Below are 23,594 nucleotides of genomic sequence, written 5' to 3' on the forward strand. Positions count from 1 at the left end.
CGATGACGCTTCGAGGAATCGTCTGGCTCGCGATCCTGTTCGCGATCGCCGTGGCACTTGCCACCATCGGCCATTTCGATGCGGGGCAGGTGCTGCTCGTCTACCCGCCGTACCGGGTCGACGTGTCGCTGAACCTGTTCGTGATCGCCATCGTCGTGCTGTTCATCGTCGTGTATGCGCTGCTGCGCATCGTGCGCAACATCTGGCGCATGCCGCAGCGGGTCGCTGCGTATCGCGCGCGTTCGCGTAACGAGAAGGCCCAGGCGTCGCTGCGCGATGCGATCGCGAACCTGTACGCGGGCCGCTTCTCGCGTGCCGAGAAGGCCGCGCGCGATGCGCTCGCGGTCGATGCGAACCAGGGCGCCGCGAGCCTCGTTGCCGCGACGGCCGCGCACCGGATGCACGAGTACGCGCGTCGCGACGACTGGCTGTCGAAGGTCGATGCGCCCGAGTGGCAGGACGCACGGCTGCTCGCGTCGGCCGACATGCGCGCCGACGCACGCGATGCGGATGGCGCACTCGCCGCGCTGGCCGACATGCAGGCGGGCGGCAAGCGTATTCATGCGCAACAGGTCGCGCTGCGCGCGCAACAGCAGTTGAAGAACTGGGCCGAGGTGCTCAAGCTCGCGAAGGCGCTGGAGAAGCGCGAGGCGCTGCATCCGGCCGCGGCCGTGCGGCTGCGCCAGCAGGCCGCGGAGAACCTGCTGCGCGAACGCCGGCACGATCCGGATGCGCTGCTCGAAGTGTGGCAGTCGCTGTCGCCGCTCGAGCGCCAGTCGCCGCGTCTCGCCGATCTCGCGGCTGACCTGCTGGTGCCGCTCGAGCGCCGCACCGAAGCGCGCCGCATCGTCGAGGACGCGCTCGCGCACAACTGGGATGCACGTCTGCTGCGCCGCTATCCGGACACCGCCGGCGGCGATGCGCTCCCGCTGATCCAGAAGGCCGAAGGATGGAAGAAGGATCACCCGGACGATGCCGACCTGCTGTTCGCGCTGGGCCGCCTCTGCCAGCAGCAGCAGCTGTGGGGCAAGGCGCAGTCGTTCCTCGAGGCGGCGCTGAAGCAGGCCGACAACGAGGCGCTGAAGGTGCGTGCGCACCGTGCGCTCGCGCGCCTGTTCGAGCATCTCGGCGAAACCGACAAGGCCGCCAGGCACTACCGCGAAAGCGCGCTCGCGATCACCGTGGTCTGACGCGCCGCTGCGTCCAGAGCCCCTAACGCCGATCGGCCTTCGGGGCTTTTTCGTCCGTTGCAAGCCGGCCCGAATGCGTTACGCGCCGAGCTTGCGCAGCATCACTTGTCGACCAGCCGTTTCGGCACCGACAGCGCGAGCAGCCCGCCGAGCACGAGGAACGCGGCGAGCATGTACATGCCCGCGTCGTTCGCGCCGGTCGCCTGCTTGAGCCAGCCCATCATGTACGGGCTCAGGAAGCCCGCGAGGTTGCCGATCGAGTTGATCATCGCGATGCCGGCGGCGGCGGCCGCGCCGCCGAGGAATGCGGTCGGCAGGCTCCAGAACAGCGGCAGCGTGGTCAGGATGCCCATCGTCGCGAGCGTGAGGCCGAGCATCGCGAGAGCCGTCTGATGCGCCCAGATCACCGACAGCACGAGGCCGAGCGCGCCGAACGCGGCTGGAATCGCCAGGTGCCAGCGTCGTTCGCGGCGCTTGTCTGCACTGCGCGCGATCAGGATCATCGCGACGACCGCCACCGCATACGGAATCGCCGACAGCAGGCCGATCATGAACGTGTCGACGACGCCGGTCGCCTTGATGATCGTCGGCAGCCAGAAGCCGACGCCGTAAAGGCCCATCACGAACGAGAAGTAGATGAGCGCCATCAGCCACACGCGCGGGCTCGACATCACCGTGCCGAGCGGCAAATCTTCCTTCGTCGCTTCTTCCGCTTCGACGTTGCGCGCGAGCAGCGCCTTTTCGTCGTCGGTGAGCCATTTCGCCTTCGAGATCCGGTCGTCGAGCGCGAAGAAGATGAGCACGCCGGCCAGCACCGACGGAATCCCTTCGAGCAGGAACAGCCATTGCCAGCCGTGCCAGCCGCTCACGCCGTTGAACGCCTTCAGGATGAATCCGGAGATCGGGCCGCCGATCACGCCCGACAATGCGACGGCCGTCATGAAGAACGTCGTCATCCGGCCGCGGCGGTGCGCGGGATACCAGTACGTGAGGTACAGGATCACGCCGGGGAAGAAGCCGGCCTCGGCGACGCCGAGCAGGAAGCGCATCACATAGAACATCGCCGGCGTCGTGACGAACATCGTCAGGATCGAGATCACGCCCCACGTCGCCATGATGCGCGCGATCCACACGCGTGCGCCGACCTTGTGCAGGATGATGTTGCTCGGGACTTCGAACAGAAAGTAGCCGAAAAAGAAGATCCCGGCGCCGAGCCCGTAGACGGTGTCGCTGAGGTTCAGGTCGCTCGCCATCTGCAGCTTCGCGAAGCCGACGTTCACGCGGTCGAGATACGCGACCACGTAGCACAGCAGCAGCAGCGGGGTGAGCCGCCAGGACACCTTGCGGTAGGTTGCTTCCTCGAATGCGCCGGACGAGCCCGGCAGCGACTGCGTCGATGTTGCCATGTTGTCTCCTGTCCTTTCTTGTGGTGGCCGGAGCCGGCGCGGCGGCGCCCGATCCGGGGTCGTGCGAGGCAATGCTCATGCGGAGATGCGGCGCCGGCCGGCATTGCCGGCGTGGCGCAATCACGGTCGTGCGGCTAGATGCAGCGCCCGCCGTCGACTTCGAGACAGACGCCGGTGATGAACTCGGCTTCGTCGGATGCGAGGTAAAGGGCCGCGTTCGCGATGTCCTGCGGCGTCGAGAAGCGGCCGAGCGGAATCGTCGCCAGGAACCGGCGGCGATTCTCGGGCGTGCCCTCGCAGCCCATGAACTCGGTCATCAGGGCCGTCTCGCCGAGCACCGGATTGATGCAGTTCACGCGGATCCGGTCGGCGCCGAGCTCGGCCGCGAGCGACTTGCTCGCGGTGATCATCGCGCCCTTCGTGCTGTTGTACCAGACGAGGCCCGGGCGCGGGCGCACGCCGGCCGTCGACGCGACGTTCACGAACACGCCGCCGCCCTGCGCGCGAAAGTACGGAACGAAGGTCTGCACGCTCCAGAACAGGCTTTTCATGTTGACGGCATACACGCGGTCGAACTCCGCTTCCGTGACGTCGAGCACCGGCTTGTTGCGGTGCGTGGTGCCGGCGTTATTCACGACGATCTGCACCGAATGGAAATCGTCGAGCGCGGCCTGCAGCAATGCGCGCCAGTCTTCGTCCCGCGACACGTCGCCCGCGACCGCGATGGCCTTGCCGCCCGCCAGCGCGATCTCGCTCGCGACGCGCTCGGCCGCCGCACCGTTCAGGTCGTTGACGACGACGTTCGCGCCTTCGCGCGCATACGTCTTCGCGATGCCTTCGCCGAAGCCCGAGCCGCCGCCCGTGACGATGGCCGTCTTGCCGCTCAACCGCATGGTGTGTCTCCTGGGTTGGATGAGTGCCTGGTGGGCCGATGCGGCCGGTCGCTGCCGGCCGTGCTCAGCCGTGCCGGATTGCGATCGTCTTCAGCGTGGTGAAGCCGTACAGCGCCTCGAAGCCTTTCTCGCGGCCGTGCCCCGAGTGGCCGACGCCGCCGAACGGCAATTCGACGCCGCCGCCTGCACCGTAGTTGTTGATGAACACCTGGCCCGCGCGCAGCCGGCGCGCGAGACGCATCTGGCGCGCACCGTCGCGCGTCCAGATGCCTGCGACGAGGCCGTACGGCGTGCCGTTCGCGAGCGCGACCGCTTCGTCTTCGTCGGCGAAGCGCATCGCGGCGAGCACCGGGCCGAACACTTCCTCCTGCGCGAGCCGGTGCGACGACGGCACGTCGCGCAACAGCGCGGGTGCCTGGTAGAAGCCGCTTTCGGGCGCGTCGGCGACGACCTGGCCGTGCGCGGCCATCGGAATGCCGTCGTGCTGCGCATCGGACAGGAAGTCCCACACGCGCTGCTGCTGCTTCGCGTTGATCAGCGGGCCGCAGTCGAGGTCCGCGCGGCTCGGGCCGACCCGCAGCCCGTTGAATGCGGTCGCGAGCCGTTCGAGGAGTGGTTCGTAGATCGCGCGCTCGATCAGCACGCGGCTGCCGGCCGAGCAGGTCTGCCCGCCGTTCTGCACGATCGCCGACACCAGCACGGGCAGCGCCGCTTCGAGATCGGCGTCGGCGAACACGATCTGCGGCGACTTGCCGCCGAGTTCGAGCGTGACGGGGACGTGGTTTTCGGCGGCCATCTGCGTGACCAGCTTGCCGGTCGCGGGCGAGCCGGTAAACGAGATGTGATCGATGCCGGGGTGGCGCGCGAGCGCGGCGCCCGCTTCATGGCCGTAGCCGGTGACGACGTTCAGCGCGCCGGCCGGCAACCCGGCTTCGGCGGCCAGCTCGGCGACGCGCAGCACCGACAGGCACGCGTCCTCGGCCGGCTTCACGACGCACGCGTTGCCAGCCGCGAGCGCCGCGCCGACGCTGCGCCCGAAGATCTGCATCGGGTAGTTCCACGGCACGATGTGACCGGTGACGCCGTGCGGCTCGCGCACGGTGAGCACCGTGTAGCCCGCATGATAGGGCAGCGTTTCGCCGTGCAGTTTGTCGGCGGCGCCCGCGTAGAACTCGAAGTAGCGCGCGAGCGCGGCCGCGTCTCCACGTGCCTGCTTCAGCGGCTTGCCGGTGTCGCGCGCCTCGATCGCGGCGAGTTCCTCGAGGTGGTCGGCGACGCGTGCGGACAGCCGCATCAGCACGCGGCCGCGTTCGGCGGCGCTTGCCGCGCCCCACGGGCCCGCGAACGCGTCGCGGGCCGCGGCGACTGCGCGCTCGATGTCGGGGGCCGTGCCGCGCGCGATCGTCGCGAACGGCTGGCCGTCGGAGGGATCGACGACGGGGATCGTTTCCAGTTGCGCGGGCAACGTCCATTCGCCCGCGATGAAGTGCTTCGCTTCTTCCATACCTGCTCCGGTCGACCCGAGTTAGCGCTTTGGCGCTGACCCGGATTCCATGCTTTGCGCTCGACGTGCAACGGGGCCAGTGGCCGGACATCGGGAACGATTATCGCGCCGATCGTCATCCGGACGCCACCGGTCGATTGGCTATAATGGCGCATTACTTGCGGGGACGCCCGCGGCGGTGCATCGGCCGCGGCGCCCTGTCCCGAATTCCATCGACCAACAGAGAGCGCTCATGAGCTTCAACCATGTTCCGGCCGGCAAGGACCTGCCGCACGATTTCAACGTGATCATCGAGATCCCGGCGCAAAGCGACCCGGTGAAGTACGAGGCGGACAAGGAGCTGGGTCTCCTCGTCGTCGACCGCTTCATCGGTACCGGCATGCGTTACCCGGTGAACTACGGCTACATCCCGCAGACGCTGTCGGGCGACGGCGATCCGGTCGACGTGCTGGTGATCACGCCGTTCCCGCTGCTGGCCGGTTCGATCGTGCGCTCGCGCGTGCTCGGCATGCTGCAGATGACCGACGAATCGGGCGTCGACGCGAAGCTGGTCGCGGTGCCGCACGACAAGGTCTGCCCGATGACGGCCAACCTGAAGTCGATCGACGACGTGCCCGAGTACCTGAAGGACCAGATCAAGCACTTCTTCGAGCAATACAAGGCGCTCGAGAAGGGCAAGTGGGTGAAGGTCGAAGGCTGGGCCGGCATCGATGCCGCGCACAAGGAGATCACCGACGGCGCCGCCAACTACAAGAAGTAAAGCCGGCTTGCCGGCCTGACGGCCGGTTCGCCCGCCATGCAAGCCGCGCGTGCCTCCTCAGGAGGCCGCGCGGTTTTGTTTTCCGCGAGCAGAACGCTTCTTGCGCGCGGCAGCGGGTAGGGCGGCGGGAGGCGGGGCGTCCTTCGCACGTTTTGCCGGGGTTGCGCGGCGCGGCGTGGCAGCGGTGGCGGTGGCCTTCGCTGTCGGTGCACGGCTGCGCGCCGGTGCGCGAGCAGCGTCGTCGCGTCCGTTCGTGGCGGGCTTGCCGCCGGATGCTTTCTCGGCGAGCGACGATTTCGCGACCGGTTTGATCGGCTTCCCCGCTTTACCCGCTCTGGCCGGCGTGCCGCGCGTCGAGGTCTTTTTCGTTGGCGCATCGTCGCCGGTTTTCGCCCGCTTCGCGGCGGGTGCGGCCTTTGCCTTCTTCGGTGTCTTTCCTGTTTGCACGGCCTTCGCCGGTTTTTCGGCCTTCGCCGTCTTCTTCGGGACCCTCCCGGTTTCAGCCGATTCCGCCGCCTCGCCGGCGTTCTTCGCATTTACTTTCTTCCGCCCGCGCATGCTGGCCGCCACAACGGCCACATCGACGTTCCCGTCGATCGACATCCCGGCCGGCAACACCGACTCGAGCGTCCGGATCCCTGCGGCGAGTTCGCGTTTCTGCGCGGCCGTGAGCCGTTTCACCCAGTACTCCGCGCGCGATGCGATCGACCGGTCGGGCAGCGGAAACGATGCGAGTACCGCACGCGGCTTGCGCGAGCGCGTGTAGCGTGCGCCCTTGCCGGCCGCGTGCTCGTCGAAGCGCGCGGCGACGTCGGTCGTGATGCCCGTGTAGACGCTGTCGTCGGCGCATTCGATCAGATACAGAAACCAGGACATGGAGGAGCGGCGGGATGCGAAGCCGCCAGTGTCTCAGAAAAGATCGGGCGAACCGCCGGATTTTGCGGCGGCAGCATATCGACCGGCGCGGCGGGGGCGTGTGCGGGCTCCGATCATCGGCCGGCACGACGGTACGCGCAACGACGCATGCTGCTCGTAACCTCACGCAGGCGCATGAACGGCCTCGGCCTCGGAGCGCACCCGGTTGCTGGTGCCTTTCAGCGAATCTCGCCACGAGCCGTGACGCATCGTAACGTGCGCGATGCGGCGCGAGCCGAATGGCGCATCGGTCGCCGGTGCATGGTCGCTACTCCGCGCTGCGCCGGAACGGATCGTGTTCGCGCAGCTCGTCGACGTACGCGTGAATATGTTCGGTCTCGCGTTCGAGAAAGCGCGCGACGGCGTCCGAGAATGCCGGGTGCGCGAGCCAGTGCGCGGAATGCGTGACGGTCGGCAGGAAGCCGCGTGCGAGTTTGTGTTCGCCCTGCGCGCCGCCCTCGAACGTATCGAGCCCGGCCTCGATGCAGAACTCGAGCAGTTGATAGTAGGCCGTTTCGAAGTGCAGGCAGGGCACGTGTTCGAGCGTGCCCCAGTAGCGACCGTACAGCGTGCCGCCGCCGTTCGCGCCACGCCGGTAGACGGCGAGCGAACTCGCGATCGGTTTGCCGTCGGCCTGCGCGATCACGAGCAGCAGGTTCTCGGGCATCGTCGCGCCGATCGCGCGGAAGAAGTCGAGATTCAGGTAAGGGCTCGAATAGTGTTCGCGGTAGGTCTGCCGGTAGCAACGCGAGAAGAAGCGCCAGTCGGCATCGGTGATCATGTCGCCGGTGAGCCGGCGGAACGTCACGCCCGCATCGTGCACCTTGCGGCGTTCCGCGCGGATGTTCTTGCGTTTTTTCTGCTCGAGCGTGCCGAGGAAGTCGTCGAAATCGCGGTAGCCGTCGTTGATCCAGTGAAACTGCACGCCTTCGCGCGGCATCATCCCCATCGATTCGAACAGTTGCGCTTCCTCGCCGGTCGGGAACAGCACGTGCAGCGACGACACGTCGCTCTGCTCCGCGAACGCGAGCAGTGTGGCCGCGAGCCGGCGGCGCGCATCGTCGTCGGCGGCGAGGAGGCGGGTGCCCTGGACCGGCGTGAACGGCACCGCGCACAGCAGCTTCGGGTAGTAGGACAGCCCGTTGCGCTGGTACGCGTCGGCCCATGCCCAGTCGAACACGTATTCGCCATACGAATGCTGCTTCGCATAGACGGGCGCGGCGGCCGCGAGCCGCCCCGTGTGCGCGTCGGTCAGCGTGACGAAATGCGGCGACCAGCCGGTGTCGTCGACTGCACAGCGCGCGACGTGCAGCGCGTCGAGGAATTCGTGGCGCAGGAACGGTGTCGGCTGCGCGTCGCGCTCGAGCAGCGCGTTCCATTCTTCGGCCGAGACCTCCGAGGGGGACGACAGGATGCCCGTGCGATAATCGATGCGTTCGTGTTTCAAGCGTAAATCCGTACTGTTGGATGCCGCCGGATGCGTGCCGCCGTGGCCTGCGTCCGGGACGATTTCGTCAGCCATTCAGGGCGCGCCGCCGGGCTGCGCCGATCCTGTCATGAAGACCCGACTCGCTCTCGCCCAGATCAACGTCACCGTCGGCGACTTCGCCGGCAACGTCGCGCGGATCGTCGCGGCCGCGCGCGCCGCGCACAACGATGGTGCGCAGCTGATGATCGCACCCGAACTCGCGTTGTCCGGCTATCCGCCGGAGGACTTGCTGCTGCGGCCGGCGTTCTACGCGGCGGCGGCTGCCGCGCTCGATACGCTCGCCGATGCACTGTGCGCGTTCGACGGGCTCGCGGTGCTGGTCGGCCATCCGTTGCGCGGGCCGGGCAGGGGTGCGGGCAGCAGCACCGGCGACGATGCGCGCACGCCAGCCGTCGATGGTAATGCAAACCGTCCAATCGAGCGCGGCGTGCCGCCGACCGACACCTACAACGCGGTGTCGCTGATCGTCGGCGGCGAGATCGTCGGCACCTATCGCAAGCAGGATCTGCCGAACGCCGACGTGTTCGACGAAAAACGCTATTTCGCGACGGACACCGAGCCGTTCGTGTTCGAGCTGAACGGCGTCAGATACGGCGTCATCATCTGCGAGGACGCGTGGCATGCATCGGCCGCGCAGATCGCGAAGGCGGCCGGCGCGCAGGTGCTGCTGATCCCGAACGGTTCGCCGTATCACATGGACAAGGAAGCGCTGCGCATCGACATCCTGCGCGCGCGGATTCGCGAGACCGGGTTGCCGATGGTGTACGTAAACCTCGTCGGCGGTCAGGACGAACTCGTGTTCGACGGCGGCTCGTTCGTGCTCGACGCACAGGGCGCGCTCGTCGCGAAGATGCCGCAGTTCGACGAAGGACATGCGATCGTCGAATTCGACGGCACGCGGCCGCTGCCTGGCGCGATCGCGCCCGATCTGCCGGTCGATGCGCAGGTCTATCGCGCGCTCGTGACCGGCGTGCGCGACTACATCGGCAAGAACGGTTTTCCCGGCGCGCTGATCGGGCTGTCGGGCGGTGTCGATTCGGCACTCGTGCTCGCCATCGCATGCGACGCGCTCGGGCCCGAGCGCGTGCGCGCGGTGATGATGCCGTCACGCTATACGGCCGACATCTCGACGACCGACGCGGCCGAGATGGCGCGGCGCGTCGGCGTGCGCTACGACGAGATCGCGATCGCACCGATGTTCGACGCGTTCCGCGCGGCGCTCGCGAACGAATTCGCGGGCCGGGCGGAAGATGCGACGGAAGAGAACATCCAGGCGCGTATCCGCGGCACGCTGCTGATGGCGCTGTCGAACAAGTTCGGCTCGATCGTGCTGACGACCGGCAACAAGAGCGAGATGGCGGTCGGCTACTGCACGCTGTACGGCGACATGGCCGGCGGTTTCGCGGTGATCAAGGACATCGCGAAAACGCTGGTTTACCGGCTCTGCCGCTATCGCAACGCGAGCGCCGACTTCGGGCCGCGCGACGTGATTCCCGAGCGGATCCTGACGCGCGCGCCGTCGGCCGAGCTGCGCGAGAACCAGACGGACCAGGACAGCCTGCCGCCGTACGACGTGCTCGACGCGATCATGCGGATGTACATGGAAGAGGACCGGCCGCTCTCGGAGATCGTCGCGGCCGGCTATGCGGAGGCCGACGTCGCGCGCGTGACGCGGCTCATCAAGGTCAACGAATACAAGCGCCGTCAGGCGCCGATCGGAATTCGCGTCACGCATCGCGCCTTCGGGCGAGACTGGCGCTATCCGGTCACGTCACGCTTTACCGAACGTCTCGACTGAGCCGCACGCCGCTGGCCGGCTTACGGCTTACAATCGGGATCGCGATTTTTCATCCAAACGAGCATCGAGGGACAACCATCATGAAACGCATCACCGCCATCATCAAGCCGTTCAAGCTGGACGAAGTCCGCGAAGCGCTCGCCGAAGTCGGCCTCACCGGCCTGACCGTGACGGAAGTGAAGGGCTTCGGCCGCCAGAAAGGGCACACCGAGCTGTATCGCGGCGCCGAGTACGTCGTCGACTTCCTGCCCAAGATGAAGATCGAGGTGGTCGTCGCGGAAGCGCAGGTCGACCAGGTGATCGATGCGGTGATCGGCGCGGCGCGCACGGGCAAGATCGGCGACGGCAAGATCTTCGTGTCGGACGTCGAGCGCGTGATCCGCATCCGCACCGGCGAAGAGAACGAAGCGGCGGTCTGAGCGCCGCATCCGGCAAGGGCTGCGCAAAACCGGCCCGCCAATAAAAAACGGTGCGATACCCGGTTGGGTACCGCACCGATACGCGCCTCTCGCAGCAGCGTGGAAAGTGTTGTCGAATCGCTCCTTGAACGGCGCCCGATCAGAACAGGTGCTGGATGCCGGCGTAGACGCCGGTCTGGCTGCCGCCCGGGTTCGGGTTGCCCGTCGACACGGCCGTGCCCGCGCCGTTCGCGTTCAGGCCGAAGTTGGCCGTCGAGCTGTTGCGTACGGTTGCGACCTGCAGGTCGAACAGTGTGCGCTTCGAGATGTTGTACGAACCGCCGACCGTATAGATGTTCGCGTTGCCGCCGCCGTGGTTCGCGTTCACGTGATACACGGCCGCGATCAGCGCTGCCGCCGGCGTTGCCTGCCACGTCACGCCGCCCCACACCTGCTGGGTGCCCGTCACGCCGGCGTTCACTGCCGGGCCGCCGCTGCCGTCCGCGCGCGATGCCTGGTAAGCCGCCTGCAGCTTGAACTGGCCGAGGAACACGTTCACGCCCGCGAAGTATTCACGCGAGTAGTTGAACACGTCCGAGAAGCGGCCGTTGCTGTCGCGCGTTTCGTCGTAGATGCCGCGCAACTGGAACAGCGAGTTCGTGTACGTGACCTGCGCGCCGGCTGCACGACCCGGCTGGCCGGCCGTCGTGTTGCCGTTGAAGCTCGTCGAGTTCGAGAACGAGAACTGGCCGTAGAAGTCGAGGCCGTAGAGCGACGGCGACTGGTACGACACGTTGTTGCTGGTCTTGTTCCAGTTGCGGCCGCGCACCAGCGAGGCCGTCGACCAGGCCGACTGGCCGAACGGGTCGAAGTCCCACACGCCGTTGGCGATCGCGAGTTCGCGACCCAGCAGCAGCGTACCGTAGTGGTCGTTGGAGATGCCGACGGTCGCGAAACGATCCCAGATCGAGCCGCTCGTGCCGAGGCCGCCGTTCATCGTGTTGAATGCGCCTTCGAGGTGGAACAGGACCTTGTTGCCGCCACCGATGTCTTCGCTACCCTTCAAGCCCCACAGGCTCGTGCCCCAGTCGCCGCTTTCCGCGCGCACTTGGTGGCCGTTTTGCAGGCCGTTCATGTACTCGATGCCTGCATCCAGGCGGCCGTACAGCGTGACGCTGCTCTGCGCGTGCGCCGTAACCACCCCAGCAGCCATCAGCGCGGCCGCGACCAAAGCTTTCTTCATCATCTCCTCCATACCCTGTCAAAAAGTCAACCCAGACTGCACGAGATGCCCGGCGCAACGAACGCCGGGCAAAAGCGAAAAGCGGGATAACCAGGGAGACCTCGTGCAGGGCCGGTAAGCGCGGCACGCGGGCAAGCGGACGGAAAACCGTTGAATGGTCCCGCGCAGCCGGGTCGGCTTGCGGGGTCTCCTTGTTGTGTCGTGAAGCTAAACTACATTTCACGAACTTCGTTTTGCTACTTTGGTTACTAATTTAGCAAAAATACAATTTTGTGGCGATGGAAATCGTTGTTTGACTAACACCTGTCGCCAAATTGCCATGCAACAGAGGGAGCGGAGGGGCGCGGCGAGCCCGCAGATGGCCGGAAAACCCTTGTCGGACAAGGGAGACACGGATTCCGCGGCCATGGGTCAAGGATTGCCACTATTGACGTCACCGGGGCACCGGCGTAAGCGCCGGAGAGATGAAATTAGTAAGTATTTCGTAATAAGTTGACGGCGGGCTGGCGGCGTTGCGTCGTGCCTGAAACGCCCGGGTGGCCGTGGCACGTCGCCTGCCGGAAGGCGCGTCCGGATTAACCGGGTGTCGGCCGGGCGTCGAGCAACTGCGCGCGAATCCACCGGTGCGCATCGGTGCGCGCGTGCTTCGCGTGCGAATAGACCTTCACCGTGTAGCGCGGGATCTCGAACGGCGCGGGGAAGATGCGGATCGGCGCCGCACGGCGCAGCGCCTGCGCGGCGCGGTTCGGTATGGTCATCAGCAGCGACGATTCCGCGATCACGAACGGGGCGGCCAGCACGCTCGGCAACTGCACGGCCACCTGCCGCTCGACGCCGAGCCGGTCGAGCACGTAGTCGACGACGCCGCGCGACTCGTTCCACGGCGTGACGACCAGGTGGCGCGCCGCGAGGTACTGGTCGAGCGTCAGCCGCCGGTGAAGGTCCGGATGCCGCGCGCTTGCGATGACCACGTAGTCGTCCGAGAACCAGTCGAAATCCTCGATGCCGGGCGCGTCGGCCGTCGATTCCTCGTGATAGCCGAGCGCGAAATCGATGCGTCCGGCGGCGAGTTCGTCGACGGATATCTTGCGCTCGGAATGGACGACCCGGATGCGCAGGCGCGGCGCGATGCGTTCGATACGCGTGAGGAACGCCGGCAGCACCGCGAATGCCGTGTAGTCGCTCGCGGCGAACACGAACGTGCGGTCGCTTTGCGCGGGATCGAAACGGCGTGCGCGGGCGAGCCCTTTCGACATCGTGTCGAGCGCGTCGCCGGCCCATGTAGCGATGTCGTCCGCGCGCACGGTCGGCTGCATTTCGTTGCCGAGCCGCACGAACAGCGCATCGCCGATCGCGTCGCGCAGCCGCGCGAGCGCATGGCTCAGCGCGGACGGACTCATCGCCAATTCGTGCGCGGCAGCGGTGACCGACCGGTGTCGGTACAACGCGTCGAACGCGAGCAGCAGGTTCAGGTCGAGGCGGCGCAAATCGGGATGCATGGCTTTCATGTTTTGATGAAGAAACTGCACTTCCTGCAGTGGAGCCATGAACGTAGCATGTCGATCTGACCTGCGCCAGCGCGATTGCGCGGGCGTTGCATCCCGTTTCCGGCCAGAGCCGAAGGAGGGCTCACACCGTGCAAATCGATATCCGTCCCGCCACCGTCGCCGACGTGCCGCAAATCCTGCGTTTCATCACCGAGCTGGCCATCTACGAGAAGGCCGAGCATGAAGTGATCGCGACGCCCGCGTCGCTCGAGCGCAGCCTGTTCGGCGAAGGCTCGCCGGCGCGCGCGCTGATCTGCGAGGTCGGCGGCGAGCCGGCCGGCTTCGCCGTGTATTTCTTCTCGTACTCGACGTGGCTCGCCCGCCAGGGGCTGTATCTCGAGGATCTGTACGTGTCGCCGCGCTTTCGCGGCGCGGGCGCGGGGCTGCGGCTGCTGAAGGCGCTTGCGCGGATCGCGGTGGATTCGGGCTGCGGGCGTTTCGAATGGAGCGTGCTCGACTGGAACGAGCCGGCGATCCGCTTCTACGAAAGCGTCGGCGCGGCGCCGCAGAACGAATGGGTGCGTTACCGGCTCGCGGGCGATGCGCTGCGCGCGTTCGCCGATGGCACATCGTTCGACGCCGCGTAAACGCAAAACGGGCGCCGGACGGCGCCCGTTTTGCGTATCGCGATGCGTGCGTTTACTTGAGGCTGCCCGACAGGAACCCGCGCAGGCGCTCGCTCTTCGGGTTGGCGAACACTTCCGACGGCACGCCTTCTTCTTCGACGCGCCCCTGGTGCAGGAACATCACGTGATTCGACACGTTGCGCGCGAAGCCCATCTCGTGCGTGACGACGATCATCGTGCGGCCTTCCTCGGCGAGCTTCTGCATCACCTTCAGCACTTCGCCGACCAGTTCCGGATCGAGCGCCGACGTCGGCTCGTCGAACAGCATCACGTCCGGATGCATCGCCAGCGCGCGCGCGATCGCCACACGCTGCTGCTGGCCGCCCGAGAGGTGCGACGGATACTGCTTCTCGACGCGCGGCGCGAGGCCGACCTTCTCGAGATATTGGCGCGCGCGATCCTCGGCTTCCTTCTTCGGGATGCCGAGCACGTTCACCGGCGCTTCCATCACGTTCTCGATCACGTTCATGTGCGACCAGAGATTGAAGTGCTGGAACACCATCGACAGCTTGGTGCGCACGCGCTGCAACTGCTTCGGGTCGGCGGCGCGCAGTGCGCCCGTCTTGTCCTTCGTGGTACGCACTTCCTCGCCGTCGACGACGATGCGGCCCGCGTTCGGCTGCTCGAGGAAGTTGATACAGCGCAGCATCGTGCTCTTGCCGGAACCGGACGAGCCGATCACGCTGATCACGTCGCCCGAGTTCGCCTTCAGCGACACGCCTTTGAGTACCTCGTTGTCGCCGTACCGCTTGTGCAGATCGTCGACGAAAAGCTTCTGGGTCTGGGGATTCATCAATAGTCCTGCGAAAACTTACTTGCCTTGCGGGCGCAGATACGCGAGCCAGCGACGCTCGGCCTGGCGGAACAGCCACACGAGCGTGAACGAGATCACGAGATAGAGCAGGGCGGCGATGCCGAATGCGTGGAACGACATGTAGGTCGCCGAGTTCACGTCGCGGGCGATCTTCAGGATGTCCGGCACGGTCGCGGTGAAGGCCACCGTGGTTGCGTGCAGCATCAGGATCACTTCATTGCTGTAGAGCGGCAGCGAGCGGCGCAGCGCGGACGGCAGGATCACGCGGCGATACATCGTGAACGTGGACATTCCGTACGCGCGCGCGGCCTCGATTTCGCCGTACGACGTCGACTTGATCGCGCCGGCGAAGATCTCGGTGGTGTACGCGCAGGTGTTCAGCGTGAACGCGAGCAGCGTGCAGTGCATCCCGTCACGGAAGAACGAGTCGAGCAGCGGCGTGCCGCGCACGAACTGCAGGCTGTAGAGGCCCGTGTAGCAGAGCAGCAGCTGCACGTAGAGCGGCGTGCCGCGGAACACGTACGTGTAGAGCCACACCGCGCCCGACAGCCACTTCTTCTTCGACACGCGGGCTACCGCGAGCGGCACCGACAGGCAGAAGCCGAGGCCGATCGACACGACCAGCAGCCACAGCGTGATCGCGACACCGGTGATCCGGAAACCGTCGGTGTACAGATAGTTGCGCCAGTATTCTTGGATGAGTTCGATCATAGGTCAGCCTTGCGGACACCGGTCGAGTAGCGCTTTTCGAGCCACATCAGCACGAAGTTCGAGATCGTGGTGATGGCGAGATAGACCGCACCGGCGATCAGCGTGAAGAAGAAGAACCGCAGCGTGCCCTTGCCGGCGTCCTGCGACGCCTTCACGACGTCTGCGAGGCCGATGATCGACACGAGCGCGGTCGACTTCACGAGCACCTGCCAGTTGTTGCCGATACCCGGCAGCGCGAAGCGCATCATCTGCGGAAACATGATCCGCGTGAACACCTGCCAGTTGGTCATCCCGTATGCGCTGCCGGCCTCGAGCTGGCCGCGCGGCACCGACAGGAAGGCGCCGCGGAACGTCTCGGTGAAGTACGCGCCGTAGATGAAGCCGAGCACGAGCACGCCGGCGAGGAACGGGTCGATGTCGATCTGATCCCAGCCGAGCGCATCGGTCGCCATGTTCAGCCAGATCTGCAGGCTGTAGAACAGCAGCAGCATCAGCACGAGGTCGGGCACGCCGCGGATCAGCGTCGTGTAGACGGTTCCGGCGCCGTTCGTGAAGCGGTTGCGCGACAGTTTCGCGCCCGCGCCGAGCAGGCCCAGCAGGAACGAAAGCGCGAGCGAAAGCACCGCCAGTTTGACGGTTTGCCAGGTGCCCGCGAGGATCAGCGGGCCGTAACCTTCTAGAAACATGTGTGGTCCCTGGTGTGGTCCCTGAGGGCGCACGCGGTGCGCCGCGAAATACGCGTCCGCCAAGTTGCGCGGAACGCCCCGTGCGTATCATGCCGTCCGCCCCGGCAACGGTGCCGGGCAGGCCCGTCGCGCGAGCGCGGGCGAGGGGGCGGGCGGCGCGTGGTTGACTGCCTGTACTGCCCGGACGCGGGGCCGCCCCCGCATCCGTTCCCGTCATTGTCGGCGCTCAGCGGGCCGAGTAGACGCTGAATGCGAAATACTTGTGCGACAGCCGGTCGTAAGTGCCATCCTTGTGCATGTCGGCCAGCGCCCTGTTGATCTTGAGCTTCAGGTCCGTATCGTCCTTGCGCAGGCCGATCGCGGTGCCGTCGCCGATCGTTTTCGGATCCTTCACTTCCGGCCCGGCGAACGCGAAGCCCTTGCCGCGCGGCGTGCGCAGGAAGCCGTAGTCGGCCTGCAGTTCGTCCTGCAGCGTCGCGTCGAGGCGGCCCGAGCCGAGATCAGCGTAGACCTGATCCTGGTTCTGGTAAGGAATGATCGTCACGCCCTGCGGTTCCCAGTACGCCTTCGCGTACGATTCCTGCGTGGAGCCCTGCTCGACACCGACACGCTTGCCCTTGAGCGACGCGACCGTCGGCAGCAGCGGCGAGCCGGTCTTCGCGATCATCCGTGCCGGTGCGTCATACACCTTGTCGGAGAAGTCGATCTGTTCGCGACGCTTGTCCGTGACGGTCAACGACGACACGATGATGTCGTACTTCTTCGCCTTCAGCGCGGGGATGATCCCGTCGAGATCCTGCGAGACCCACACGCACTTCACGTTGATCCGCTTGCAGATTTCCTTGGTGAGATCGACGTCGAAACCGACGATCTCGCCGCTCGGCGCGGTCGACTCGAACGGCGGGTAGCTGGCATCGACGCCGATCCGCACGGTCTTCCACTCCTTCGCGAAGGCGCTGCCCGCCACGAGGGCGAGGGCGGCGCACAGGGCGGCCTTCTTCATTTCCATCCTTTTGTCGCTCACTTCCGGGAGGGCGCTCGCGGCCGGTCGGGCCGGGCGCCGCGGCGTATTCTAGACGGCCAAAATTCGTGTTTCGGCGCGCTGGCAACGGCGCCCGCCGGACGGGCGAACGCCAAAAGGGCGGTATTTTACCCGAACGCGATACCCGGAAAACGGCAATCCGGTCGACCGGTCGATTCTTCGATTCGGCCGTTGCGGCAATCGTGGTATTCGCAACGAATATTGCGCCGATTGAGCTCGTGAGTGCAACGATGCGGTGCGCGGAAAGCGGATTGTGGCGTGGCCGCGCCGCCCCTACAGTGCAGGTAAACCCGACAAAGAACATTTGCCTGCCGGAGTGCCCGCCCCATGTTTCAGATTCGCCGCGCCGCCGACCGTTGCCACACGCGCCAGGGCTGGCTCGAATCGAGCCACAGCTTCCCGCTAGCCGGCCATGCCGGGGCCACGCATCCGCCGTTCGGGGCGCTGCGCGTGCTGAGCGAGGACCGGATCGCGCCGACTCGTGGCTTCGGCATGCAGCCGCGCCGCGACCTCGAAATCGTCACCTATGTGCTGGACGGCGCGCTTGCGCATCGCGACAGCCTGGGCAACGGCGCGATCGTGCGGGCTGGCGGGATTCAGCGGATGAGCGCGGGCACGGGACTCGTGCACAGCGAGACCAACGCGTCGTGCCACCGCGCGCTGCATCTGCTGCAGATCTGGCTGCAGCCGGCCGAGCGGGGCGGGCGGCCGGGCTACGCGGAACGGCGTTTCGCCGACGACGAGAAGCGCGGCCGGCTGCGGCTGGTGGCGTCGCCGGATGGCGACGACGGCGCGTTATCGATGCGCGCCGACGCGCGGATCTTCGCGGGGCTGATCGACGGGGACGAGGAGACGGCGTTCGACGTGCGGGCCGGGCGCAGTACCTATGTGCACGTGGCGCGCGGCGACGTGGAAGTCAACGGTCAAGCGCTGGGCACGGGCGACGGCGTGCGGATCGCCGGGGTGGACGCGGTCGCGTTCGCGCGCGGCCGGGCGGCCGAGGTGCTGCTGTTCGACGTTGCCTGAAATGAAATCGGGGACGCGGGCCGGATGCCCGAGTCCCCGTCGGTGCCACCCCGGGAGGGCGGCCTGCCGGCTTACTGCGCCGGCGCCGATGCGGCCTTGGCCGCGCGATGCTGCTGCCAGTGCTCCTTCATTTTCTCGTGGCGCTGCTCCATCCGTGCGAACTGCTGCTTCAGCGCGGTGCTGACGGTGGTCTTCTGCTGGTCGTTCAGCCCGTTGTAGAACGCGAGCCAGGCGGCCGAGCTCTGTTCGCGCAGCTGTGCATTCTGCTGTTCGGCCTGCTGGCGGGCCGCGTTCATCGCGCTCAGGTCGAGGATCGGCTGGTTCTGCTGAGCCTTGAACTGCTCGCGCATCTGCTCGTGGCTCTTGCGCATCGCCTCGTGGTTCTGCTTCATCGTGTTGACGGCCGTCTGCCATTGCTGTTCCTGCGACGCGTTCAGCTTCAACTGATCGTGCAGCTTCATGATCACGCCGAACGGGCCGCCGTCGTGGCCGTGCATGTGATGCATGCCGGGGCCGCCTTGCGGGGGCATGTTGTTGGGCTGCGCGGCTTGCGCGGTGCCGAATGCGAGAGCGAGCACGGTAGCGGCCGCGATGGCCACGCGGGAAGTCTTCTTATACATTTCAGAAACTCCTTGTATCCAAAGGGTCCGGCGATGCGGTGCGCGGGGTGGCCCGTGTGCCGCATCCGGTAAGAGGCAGGTTAGCGGCGCAAACCTCGGCCGGTGTTACGCGGGAAGCCTGCCGGGTTACGGCGCATTACAGTTGCCTTGCGCGGTAACCCGCAGTAACCCTTTCGTCCCTTTGTTTCGTTCTTTGACTCCGCGCTCGCGCGGTAAACTTCAAGCCATGACTACCCAGATCCTCATCGTCGACGACGACCAAGAACTCCGAGACCTGCTGCGCGACTATCTCGTGCGCCAGGGGATGGAAGTGTCCGTGCTGCACGACGCGGCGACGCTCGAGAAGCGCCTCGAGCGCGAGCGGCCCGACCTGATCGTGCTGGACCTGATGATGCCGGGCGTCGACGGCCTGACCGCGCTGCGCCAGTTGCGCGCGGCCGGCGACGACATCCCCGTGATCATGCTGACCGCCCGTGCGGACGACGTCGACCGCATCGTCGGGCTGGAGCTCGGCGCCGACGACTATCTCGGCAAGCCGTTCAACCCGCGCGAGCTGCTGGCGCGCGTGCAGGCCGTGCTGCGCCGCCGCCGCGCGACGCCGTCGGCCGCCGCGCCCGAGCAGCGCGAGCCGTTCGCATTCGGCCGTTTCGTGCTCGACTTCCAGGCGCGCACGCTGTCGGTCGACGGCAAGCCCGCAACCCTGTCGAGCAGCGAATTCGCGCTGCTGAAGATCTTCGTGAACCACGCGCTGCGCACGCTCACGCGCGAGCGGCTGCTCGAGCTGCTGCACGGGCCGGAGTACGACGGCACCGACCGCGGCATCGACGTCCAGGTGTGGCGTCTGCGCCGTATCCTGGAAACGGATCCGTCGACGCCGCGTTTCATCCAGACGGTCCGCGGGCGCGGCTACGTGTTCGTGCCCGACGGCGAGGCCCATGCGCAAACCCATTGATTCACTGTTCGGGCGACTGGCGTTGCTGGTCGTCGGCGTTCTGCTCCTGTCGCATTTCGCGTGGTTTTTCGCGATGCGGCTCGAGCGCAGCCAGATGCAGACGCGCTATGCGGTCGAAGAGGCCGCATTCCTCGTCGACGCGGTACGCCAGCACGTCGAGCGCACGCCCGATCAGCCGCTGCCGTCGCGCGTGCGGCTCGTATCGCCGGACAGCCCCGATGTGCCGAAGAGCGGCGACTCGAACATGCCGGCGCCGCTCAAGCGTTTCCGTGACGACGTCAGCGAGCGAATGCCCGCGGGCACCCGGGTCGAGATTGGCCAGCCGGGCCATCCGCCGGTGCTGTGGGTCAAGGAGCCGACCGACCGCAACTGGATCGTGGTGCCGGTGCAGCCGTTGCGCCCACCGCGCTCGCTCGACGGGATGCTGTTGTGGCTCGGCACGATTTTCTCGGCCGGCGTGATCGCAGCGCTGTTCGCGGCGTGGCAGCTTCAGCAACCGTTGCGCTCGCTCGCGCGCGCCGTCGCGCGCTTCGGCCGTGGCCAGCCGGTGCCGCCGCTGCGCGAGCGCGGCCCGCGCGAGCTGCGCCAGCTCACGCACGGCTTCAACCAGATGGTGGAGCAGGTGTCACAGGCCGAGAGCGACCGCGCGGTCATGCTCGCGGGCGTCGCGCACGACCTGCGCACGCCGCTCGCGCGGATGCGCCTGCGGGCGGAAATGATGGATGACGCGCGTTTGCGCGACGGCGTCGTGCGCGATGTCGACTCGATGTCGCACATCGTCGACCAGTTCCTCGTGTTCGCGCACGGTGGGGCGGACCGCAGCGAGCCCGTGCCGGTCGACCAGACCTGCGAGCGGATCGCGCGCACCTATCGGGCGGTCGCGCCGAACGCGCCGACGGTCCAGACGCGTCTCGCGGCCGATCCGGGCTTCCGTCTGCCGACCGCGACGCTCGACCGGATCCTGTCGAATCTGCTCGACAACGCGCATGCATATGGCGCGCCGCCCGTGCTCGTCGAGACGGTGCGCACGTCGGCCGGCTATGTCCTGTCGGTCAGCGACAGCGGTGGCGGGATCGCGCCGCGCGACCTCGCGGCCGCGACGCGGCCGTTCGTGCGTCTCGACCCCGCGCGCGGCGGGAACGGCCACAGCGGACTCGGGCTCGCGATCGTCGAGCGGCTGGTCGTCAGGCTGGGCGGGGCGTGCGAGATCGGCAACCGTCCCGAGGGCGGCCTGCGCGTGGCGATGACGTTCCCGTTCGACGTGGTGCCGAAGGACGAACTTCACGCACAGGCGGCGTAAGCGGCGTAAGCGGCGCCTGCCGGGCAGGCGCCGCGCGGCATCATTCGCCGAACAGCGTGCCGAGCGTCTCGGCGGCATTGCTGTCGATGGTGTTGTAGGTCACGCTCGTGGCCTCGAAGATATAGACGGTCGTGTAGCGGCCGAGGCGCTCCAGGATTTCCTCCTGCAGCGATTCCGGCACGACGTTCATGTTCAGGTACCACGCCGTCGACGACAACCGCGTCTGGAACGACCCGTATTCCTGCATCAGCTCGTAGAACGCGTCGGCATCCTGATCGCGGCAGACGATCACCAAATTTCCTGCCATTCCCTTCCTCCCGCTGGTCGAACGATCCCTAGGGGCTGTCTGTCGGCAGACTCTAAGGGCTAGCCCCGATCATACCTGCTTCACCGCATTCGTCCGCTGACGTGCGGCATGGTTTGCGTTCACGTGCGCCGGGCGGGTTCACGGCCGGCCCGGATCACGGCATAATTCGGGGCCTGCATGCCGGCCGACCGACTGCGGCCGGGTTGCTCCGCACCGCGCGCCACCGTCCGCCCGCGCGCCGGGCACGAACCGTGCGGCGGCCGCGCGTCGCCCCGTCCCCGGACGGTTGTACCTGAAATACAGGTTGGTGTAGTGTCGTGCCGTCGCGGCCTGACTCGGCCGCCGGGGCGCAGCTTGCACGCACGGCGCGTCGCGCCGGCGTGAAATCGTGAATCCATCGAATTACCGCGTCGAATTACCGCGCCCGAGCGCTTTGCCATGAATCAACATCGTTTGCCTGCTTCGTTCGGCCTTACCGGGGAGGGCGCCTGATGGACGTCGGATTCTTCAATCCGAACCGGACCGCCAACGCGTCTGCTTGGCGCGTCCTGCCGAACCGGTGGGATTTCATCGCGTTTCCGCTGATCATCTGCCTGATCGCGATGGCGGTCGTCGGTTTCCATGAAACGATGGCGCCGATCGGTGTACTGCAGACGCAGAAGATCTCGCTCGATCCGTCGAACCTGCCCGAATACGCGTTGCGCACCACGCTGCGGATGCTCGCCGCGATGATCGCGTCGCTCGTGTTTACGCTGGTCTACGGCACGCTCGCCGCGAAAAGCCGGCGAGCGGGCATGGTGCTGATCCCGATCCTCGACATCCTGCAGTCGGTGCCGGTGCTCGGCTTCATCTCGTTTACGGTCACGTTCTTCCTCGCGCTGTTCCCGAGCCGGGTGCTCGGCGCCGAGCTCGCGGCGATCTTCGCGATCTTCACGAGCCAGGCGTGGAACATGACCTTCAGCTTCTACCAGTCGCTGCGCACGGTGCCGCGCGACCTGAGCGAAGTGTCGCGCGGTTTCCACCTGACGTCGTGGCAACGTTTCTGGAAGCTCGAGGTGCCGTTCTCGATGCCGGGCCTGATCTGGAACATGATGATGTCGATGTCGGGCGGCTGGTTCTTCGTCGTCGCGTCGGAAGCGATCACCGTCGGCAACCAGACGATCACGCTGCCGGGCATTGGCGCATATCTCGCGCAGGCCATCTCGGACAAGAACCTCGGCGCGATCGGCTGGGTGATTCTCACGATGACCGTCGTGATCCTCGCTTACGACCAGTTCCTATTCCGCCCGCTGATCGCGTGGGCAGACAAGTTCCGGATGGAGAACACCGCGTCGGGCGATGCGCCGCAATCCTGGCTGCTCGACCTCGTGCGTCGCACGCGCCTGATCCATCAGCTGCTCGTGCCGGCCGGCTGGTTCTTCGCGAAAGCCGCGCGGATCCCGCTGCGCCTGCCGCTGTCGGGTGCGATGCGCTTCTCGCTGCCGAAAGTCGAGAAGAAGGCATCGCGCACGGTCGACATCGCGTGGGCGATCCTCATGTTGATCGGCACCGCCTATATTGTGTGGCGCGTCATCAGCTTCGTATCGACCGGCGTGACGATGGCCGAAGTCGGCCACGTGCTCGTGCTCGGGCTCATCACGCTGCTGCGCGTGGTCGTGCTGATCGCGATCGCTTCCGTGATCTGGGTGCCGATCGGTGTATGGGTCGGGCTGCGTCCGAAGCTGGCCGAAAAGCTGCAGCCGCTCGCGCAGTTCCTCGCCGCGTTCCCGGCCAACCTGCTGTTCCCGGTGTTCGTGATCGTGATCGCGCGCTTCCATCTGAACCCGGACATCTGGCTGTCGCCGCTGATCGTGCTCGGCACGCAGTGGTATATCCTGTTCAACGTGATCGCTGGCGCGACGTCCTATCCGAACGACTATCGCGAGGCCGCGACGAATTTCCGCATCCGCGGCTGGCAATGGTGGCGGCAAGCGATCCTGCCGGGCATCTTCCCGTACTACGTGACGGGCGCGATTACCGCATCGGGCGGCGCGTGGAACGCGAGCATCGTGTCGGAAGCCGTACAGTGGGGCAACACCAGGATCGAGGCGCATGGCCTCGGCGCGTACATCGCGCAGACCACCGCCGCCGGCGACTTCCCGAAGATCATCCTGGGCATCGCCGTGATGTCCCTGTTCGTCACCCTGTTCAACCGCCTGCTGTGGCGCCCGCTGTATGCCTTCGCCGAAGCGAAGCTGCGGCTCGACTGAGACCGATTGAGAGCGAAACGCGATGCACAATCCGAATGCTGTAAACGCCCCCGTCCAGACGTCCCAGCCGCCGCGCCTCGGCGAGGAAATCCTGCGCGTCGACCACGTGAACCGCGGT

22 protein-coding genes are annotated in these 23,594 nt (G+C 66.7%); 9 read left to right on the forward strand and 13 right to left on the reverse strand.

Annotated features, from left to right (window positions below; all coding sequences use genetic code 11):
• Nucleotides 1-2: 2 nt before the first annotated feature.
• Nucleotides 3-1,190, forward strand: coding sequence for a heme biosynthesis protein HemY (locus tag J7024_RS26065; RefSeq protein ID WP_124827260.1), 1,188 nt, complete (start codon nt 3-5; stop codon nt 1,188-1,190).
• A 101-nt stretch (nt 1,191-1,291) separates the two neighbouring features.
• On the opposite strand, the gene J7024_RS26070 is transcribed toward J7024_RS26065, so the two are convergent.
• The 3 genes from J7024_RS26070 to J7024_RS26080 all read right to left on the reverse strand — a co-directional run bounded on the left by J7024_RS26070 (nt 1,292) and on the right by J7024_RS26080 (nt 4,993).
• Nucleotides 1,292-2,596, reverse strand: coding sequence for an MFS transporter (locus tag J7024_RS26070; protein WP_124827259.1), 1,305 nt, complete (start codon nt 2,594-2,596; stop codon nt 1,292-1,294).
• Nucleotides 2,597-2,730: 134 nt separating this feature from the next.
• Nucleotides 2,731-3,489 carry an SDR family oxidoreductase gene (locus J7024_RS26075; RefSeq protein WP_234745592.1) on the reverse strand — a complete coding sequence of 253 codons (759 nt, stop codon included), beginning with the start codon at nt 3,487-3,489 and terminating at the stop codon, nt 2,731-2,733.
• 64 nt (nt 3,490-3,553) lie between these two features.
• Nucleotides 3,554-4,993, reverse strand: coding sequence for an aldehyde dehydrogenase family protein (locus J7024_RS26080; RefSeq protein ID WP_124827257.1), 1,440 nt, complete (start codon nt 4,991-4,993; stop codon nt 3,554-3,556).
• A 232-nt stretch (nt 4,994-5,225) separates the two neighbouring features.
• Here J7024_RS26080 and ppa point away from each other — a divergent pair, with 232 nt between their 5' ends.
• Nucleotides 5,226-5,753 carry an inorganic diphosphatase gene (gene ppa / locus J7024_RS26085; RefSeq protein ID WP_006753432.1) on the forward strand — a complete coding sequence of 176 codons (528 nt, stop codon included), beginning with the start codon at nt 5,226-5,228 and terminating at the stop codon, nt 5,751-5,753.
• Nucleotides 5,754-5,810: 57 nt separating this feature from the next.
• On the opposite strand, the gene J7024_RS26090 is transcribed toward ppa, so the two are convergent.
• A complete protein-coding gene (locus tag J7024_RS26090) occupies nt 5,811-6,629 on the reverse strand; it encodes a GIY-YIG nuclease family protein (protein ID WP_175858279.1) in 819 nt (272 codons plus the stop codon).
• A gap of 307 nt (nt 6,630-6,936) precedes the next feature.
• Complete coding sequence (locus J7024_RS26095) at nt 6,937-8,115, reverse strand: GNAT family N-acetyltransferase (RefSeq protein WP_234745593.1); 1,179 nt, start codon at nt 8,113-8,115, stop codon at nt 6,937-6,939.
• 109 nt (nt 8,116-8,224) lie between these two features.
• Between J7024_RS26095 and J7024_RS26100 the strand changes: the two genes are divergently transcribed.
• Nucleotides 8,225-9,955, forward strand: coding sequence for an NAD+ synthase (locus J7024_RS26100; protein ID WP_234745594.1), 1,731 nt, complete (start codon nt 8,225-8,227; stop codon nt 9,953-9,955).
• Nucleotides 9,956-10,035: 80 nt separating this feature from the next.
• A complete protein-coding gene (locus J7024_RS26105; protein ID WP_006398637.1) occupies nt 10,036-10,374 on the forward strand; it encodes a P-II family nitrogen regulator in 339 nt (112 codons plus the stop codon).
• 139 nt (nt 10,375-10,513) lie between these two features.
• On the opposite strand, the gene J7024_RS26110 is transcribed toward J7024_RS26105, so the two are convergent.
• Together J7024_RS26110 and J7024_RS26115 are read right to left on the reverse strand one after the other, a co-directional pair.
• Entirely contained in the window at nt 10,514-11,599 is a 1,086-nt protein-coding gene (locus tag J7024_RS26110) for a porin (RefSeq protein WP_124827253.1), read from the reverse strand.
• A 572-nt stretch (nt 11,600-12,171) separates the two neighbouring features.
• A complete protein-coding gene (locus J7024_RS26115) occupies nt 12,172-13,143 on the reverse strand; it encodes a LysR family transcriptional regulator (RefSeq protein WP_233409921.1) in 972 nt (323 codons plus the stop codon).
• A gap of 89 nt (nt 13,144-13,232) precedes the next feature.
• Between J7024_RS26115 and J7024_RS26120 the strand changes: the two genes are divergently transcribed.
• Entirely contained in the window at nt 13,233-13,730 is a 498-nt protein-coding gene (locus J7024_RS26120; protein WP_124827251.1) for a GNAT family N-acetyltransferase, read from the forward strand.
• A gap of 52 nt (nt 13,731-13,782) precedes the next feature.
• On the opposite strand, the gene J7024_RS26125 is transcribed toward J7024_RS26120, so the two are convergent.
• The 4 genes from J7024_RS26125 to J7024_RS26140 form a co-directional block, all read right to left on the reverse strand.
• Nucleotides 13,783-14,562, reverse strand: a complete 780-nt coding sequence (locus tag J7024_RS26125; protein ID WP_124827250.1) for an ABC transporter ATP-binding protein — start codon at nt 14,560-14,562, stop codon at nt 13,783-13,785.
• A gap of 18 nt (nt 14,563-14,580) precedes the next feature.
• The gene (locus tag J7024_RS26130) at nt 14,581-15,294 is read right to left on the reverse strand and encodes an ABC transporter permease (protein WP_096502157.1); all 714 of its coding nucleotides are present in this window, start codon (nt 15,292-15,294) and stop codon (nt 14,581-14,583) included.
• Nucleotides 15,291-15,980, reverse strand: coding sequence for an ABC transporter permease (locus J7024_RS26135; protein ID WP_124827249.1), 690 nt, complete (start codon nt 15,978-15,980; stop codon nt 15,291-15,293). The genes J7024_RS26130 and J7024_RS26135 overlap by 4 nt, the downstream gene beginning before the upstream one ends.
• Nucleotides 15,981-16,206: 226 nt before the next feature.
• Nucleotides 16,207-16,983, reverse strand: coding sequence for an ABC transporter substrate-binding protein (locus tag J7024_RS26140; protein ID WP_148094085.1), 777 nt, complete (start codon nt 16,981-16,983; stop codon nt 16,207-16,209).
• 366 nt (nt 16,984-17,349) lie between these two features.
• Here J7024_RS26140 and J7024_RS26145 point away from each other — a divergent pair, with 366 nt between their 5' ends.
• Entirely contained in the window at nt 17,350-18,048 is a 699-nt protein-coding gene (locus J7024_RS26145) for a pirin family protein (protein WP_175752237.1), read from the forward strand.
• A 71-nt stretch (nt 18,049-18,119) separates the two neighbouring features.
• Here J7024_RS26145 and J7024_RS26150 read toward each other — a convergent pair whose 3' ends face one another.
• Nucleotides 18,120-18,668, reverse strand: a complete 549-nt coding sequence (locus J7024_RS26150) for a periplasmic heavy metal sensor (protein ID WP_124827246.1) — start codon at nt 18,666-18,668, stop codon at nt 18,120-18,122.
• Between the two features lie 226 nt (nt 18,669-18,894).
• Here J7024_RS26150 and J7024_RS26155 point away from each other — a divergent pair, with 226 nt between their 5' ends.
• Nucleotides 18,895-19,620 carry a response regulator gene (locus J7024_RS26155; RefSeq protein WP_009693256.1) on the forward strand — a complete coding sequence of 242 codons (726 nt, stop codon included), beginning with the start codon at nt 18,895-18,897 and terminating at the stop codon, nt 19,618-19,620.
• Nucleotides 19,604-20,920 (forward strand): ATP-binding protein, encoded by a 1,317-nt coding sequence (locus tag J7024_RS26160; protein ID WP_124827245.1) that lies wholly within the window; start codon nt 19,604-19,606, stop codon nt 20,918-20,920. Before J7024_RS26155 ends, J7024_RS26160 begins: the two co-directional genes overlap by 17 nt.
• Before the next feature lie 40 nt (nt 20,921-20,960).
• Here J7024_RS26160 and J7024_RS26165 read toward each other — a convergent pair whose 3' ends face one another.
• Nucleotides 20,961-21,227 (reverse strand): double-stranded DNA-specific endonuclease, encoded by a 267-nt coding sequence (locus J7024_RS26165; protein WP_027786765.1) that lies wholly within the window; start codon nt 21,225-21,227, stop codon nt 20,961-20,963.
• A 491-nt stretch (nt 21,228-21,718) separates the two neighbouring features.
• On the opposite strand from J7024_RS26165, the gene J7024_RS26170 reads away from it, so the two are divergent.
• The gene (locus J7024_RS26170; RefSeq protein WP_234745595.1) at nt 21,719-23,476 is read left to right on the forward strand and encodes an ABC transporter permease; all 1,758 of its coding nucleotides are present in this window, start codon (nt 21,719-21,721) and stop codon (nt 23,474-23,476) included.
• Nucleotides 23,477-23,594 lie beyond the last annotated feature (118 nt).

The sequence above is a fragment of the Burkholderia sp. WTPI3 genome, assembly GCF_021483755.1.
In the GTDB taxonomy this organism is placed as follows: Bacteria; Pseudomonadota; Gammaproteobacteria; order Burkholderiales; family Burkholderiaceae; genus Burkholderia.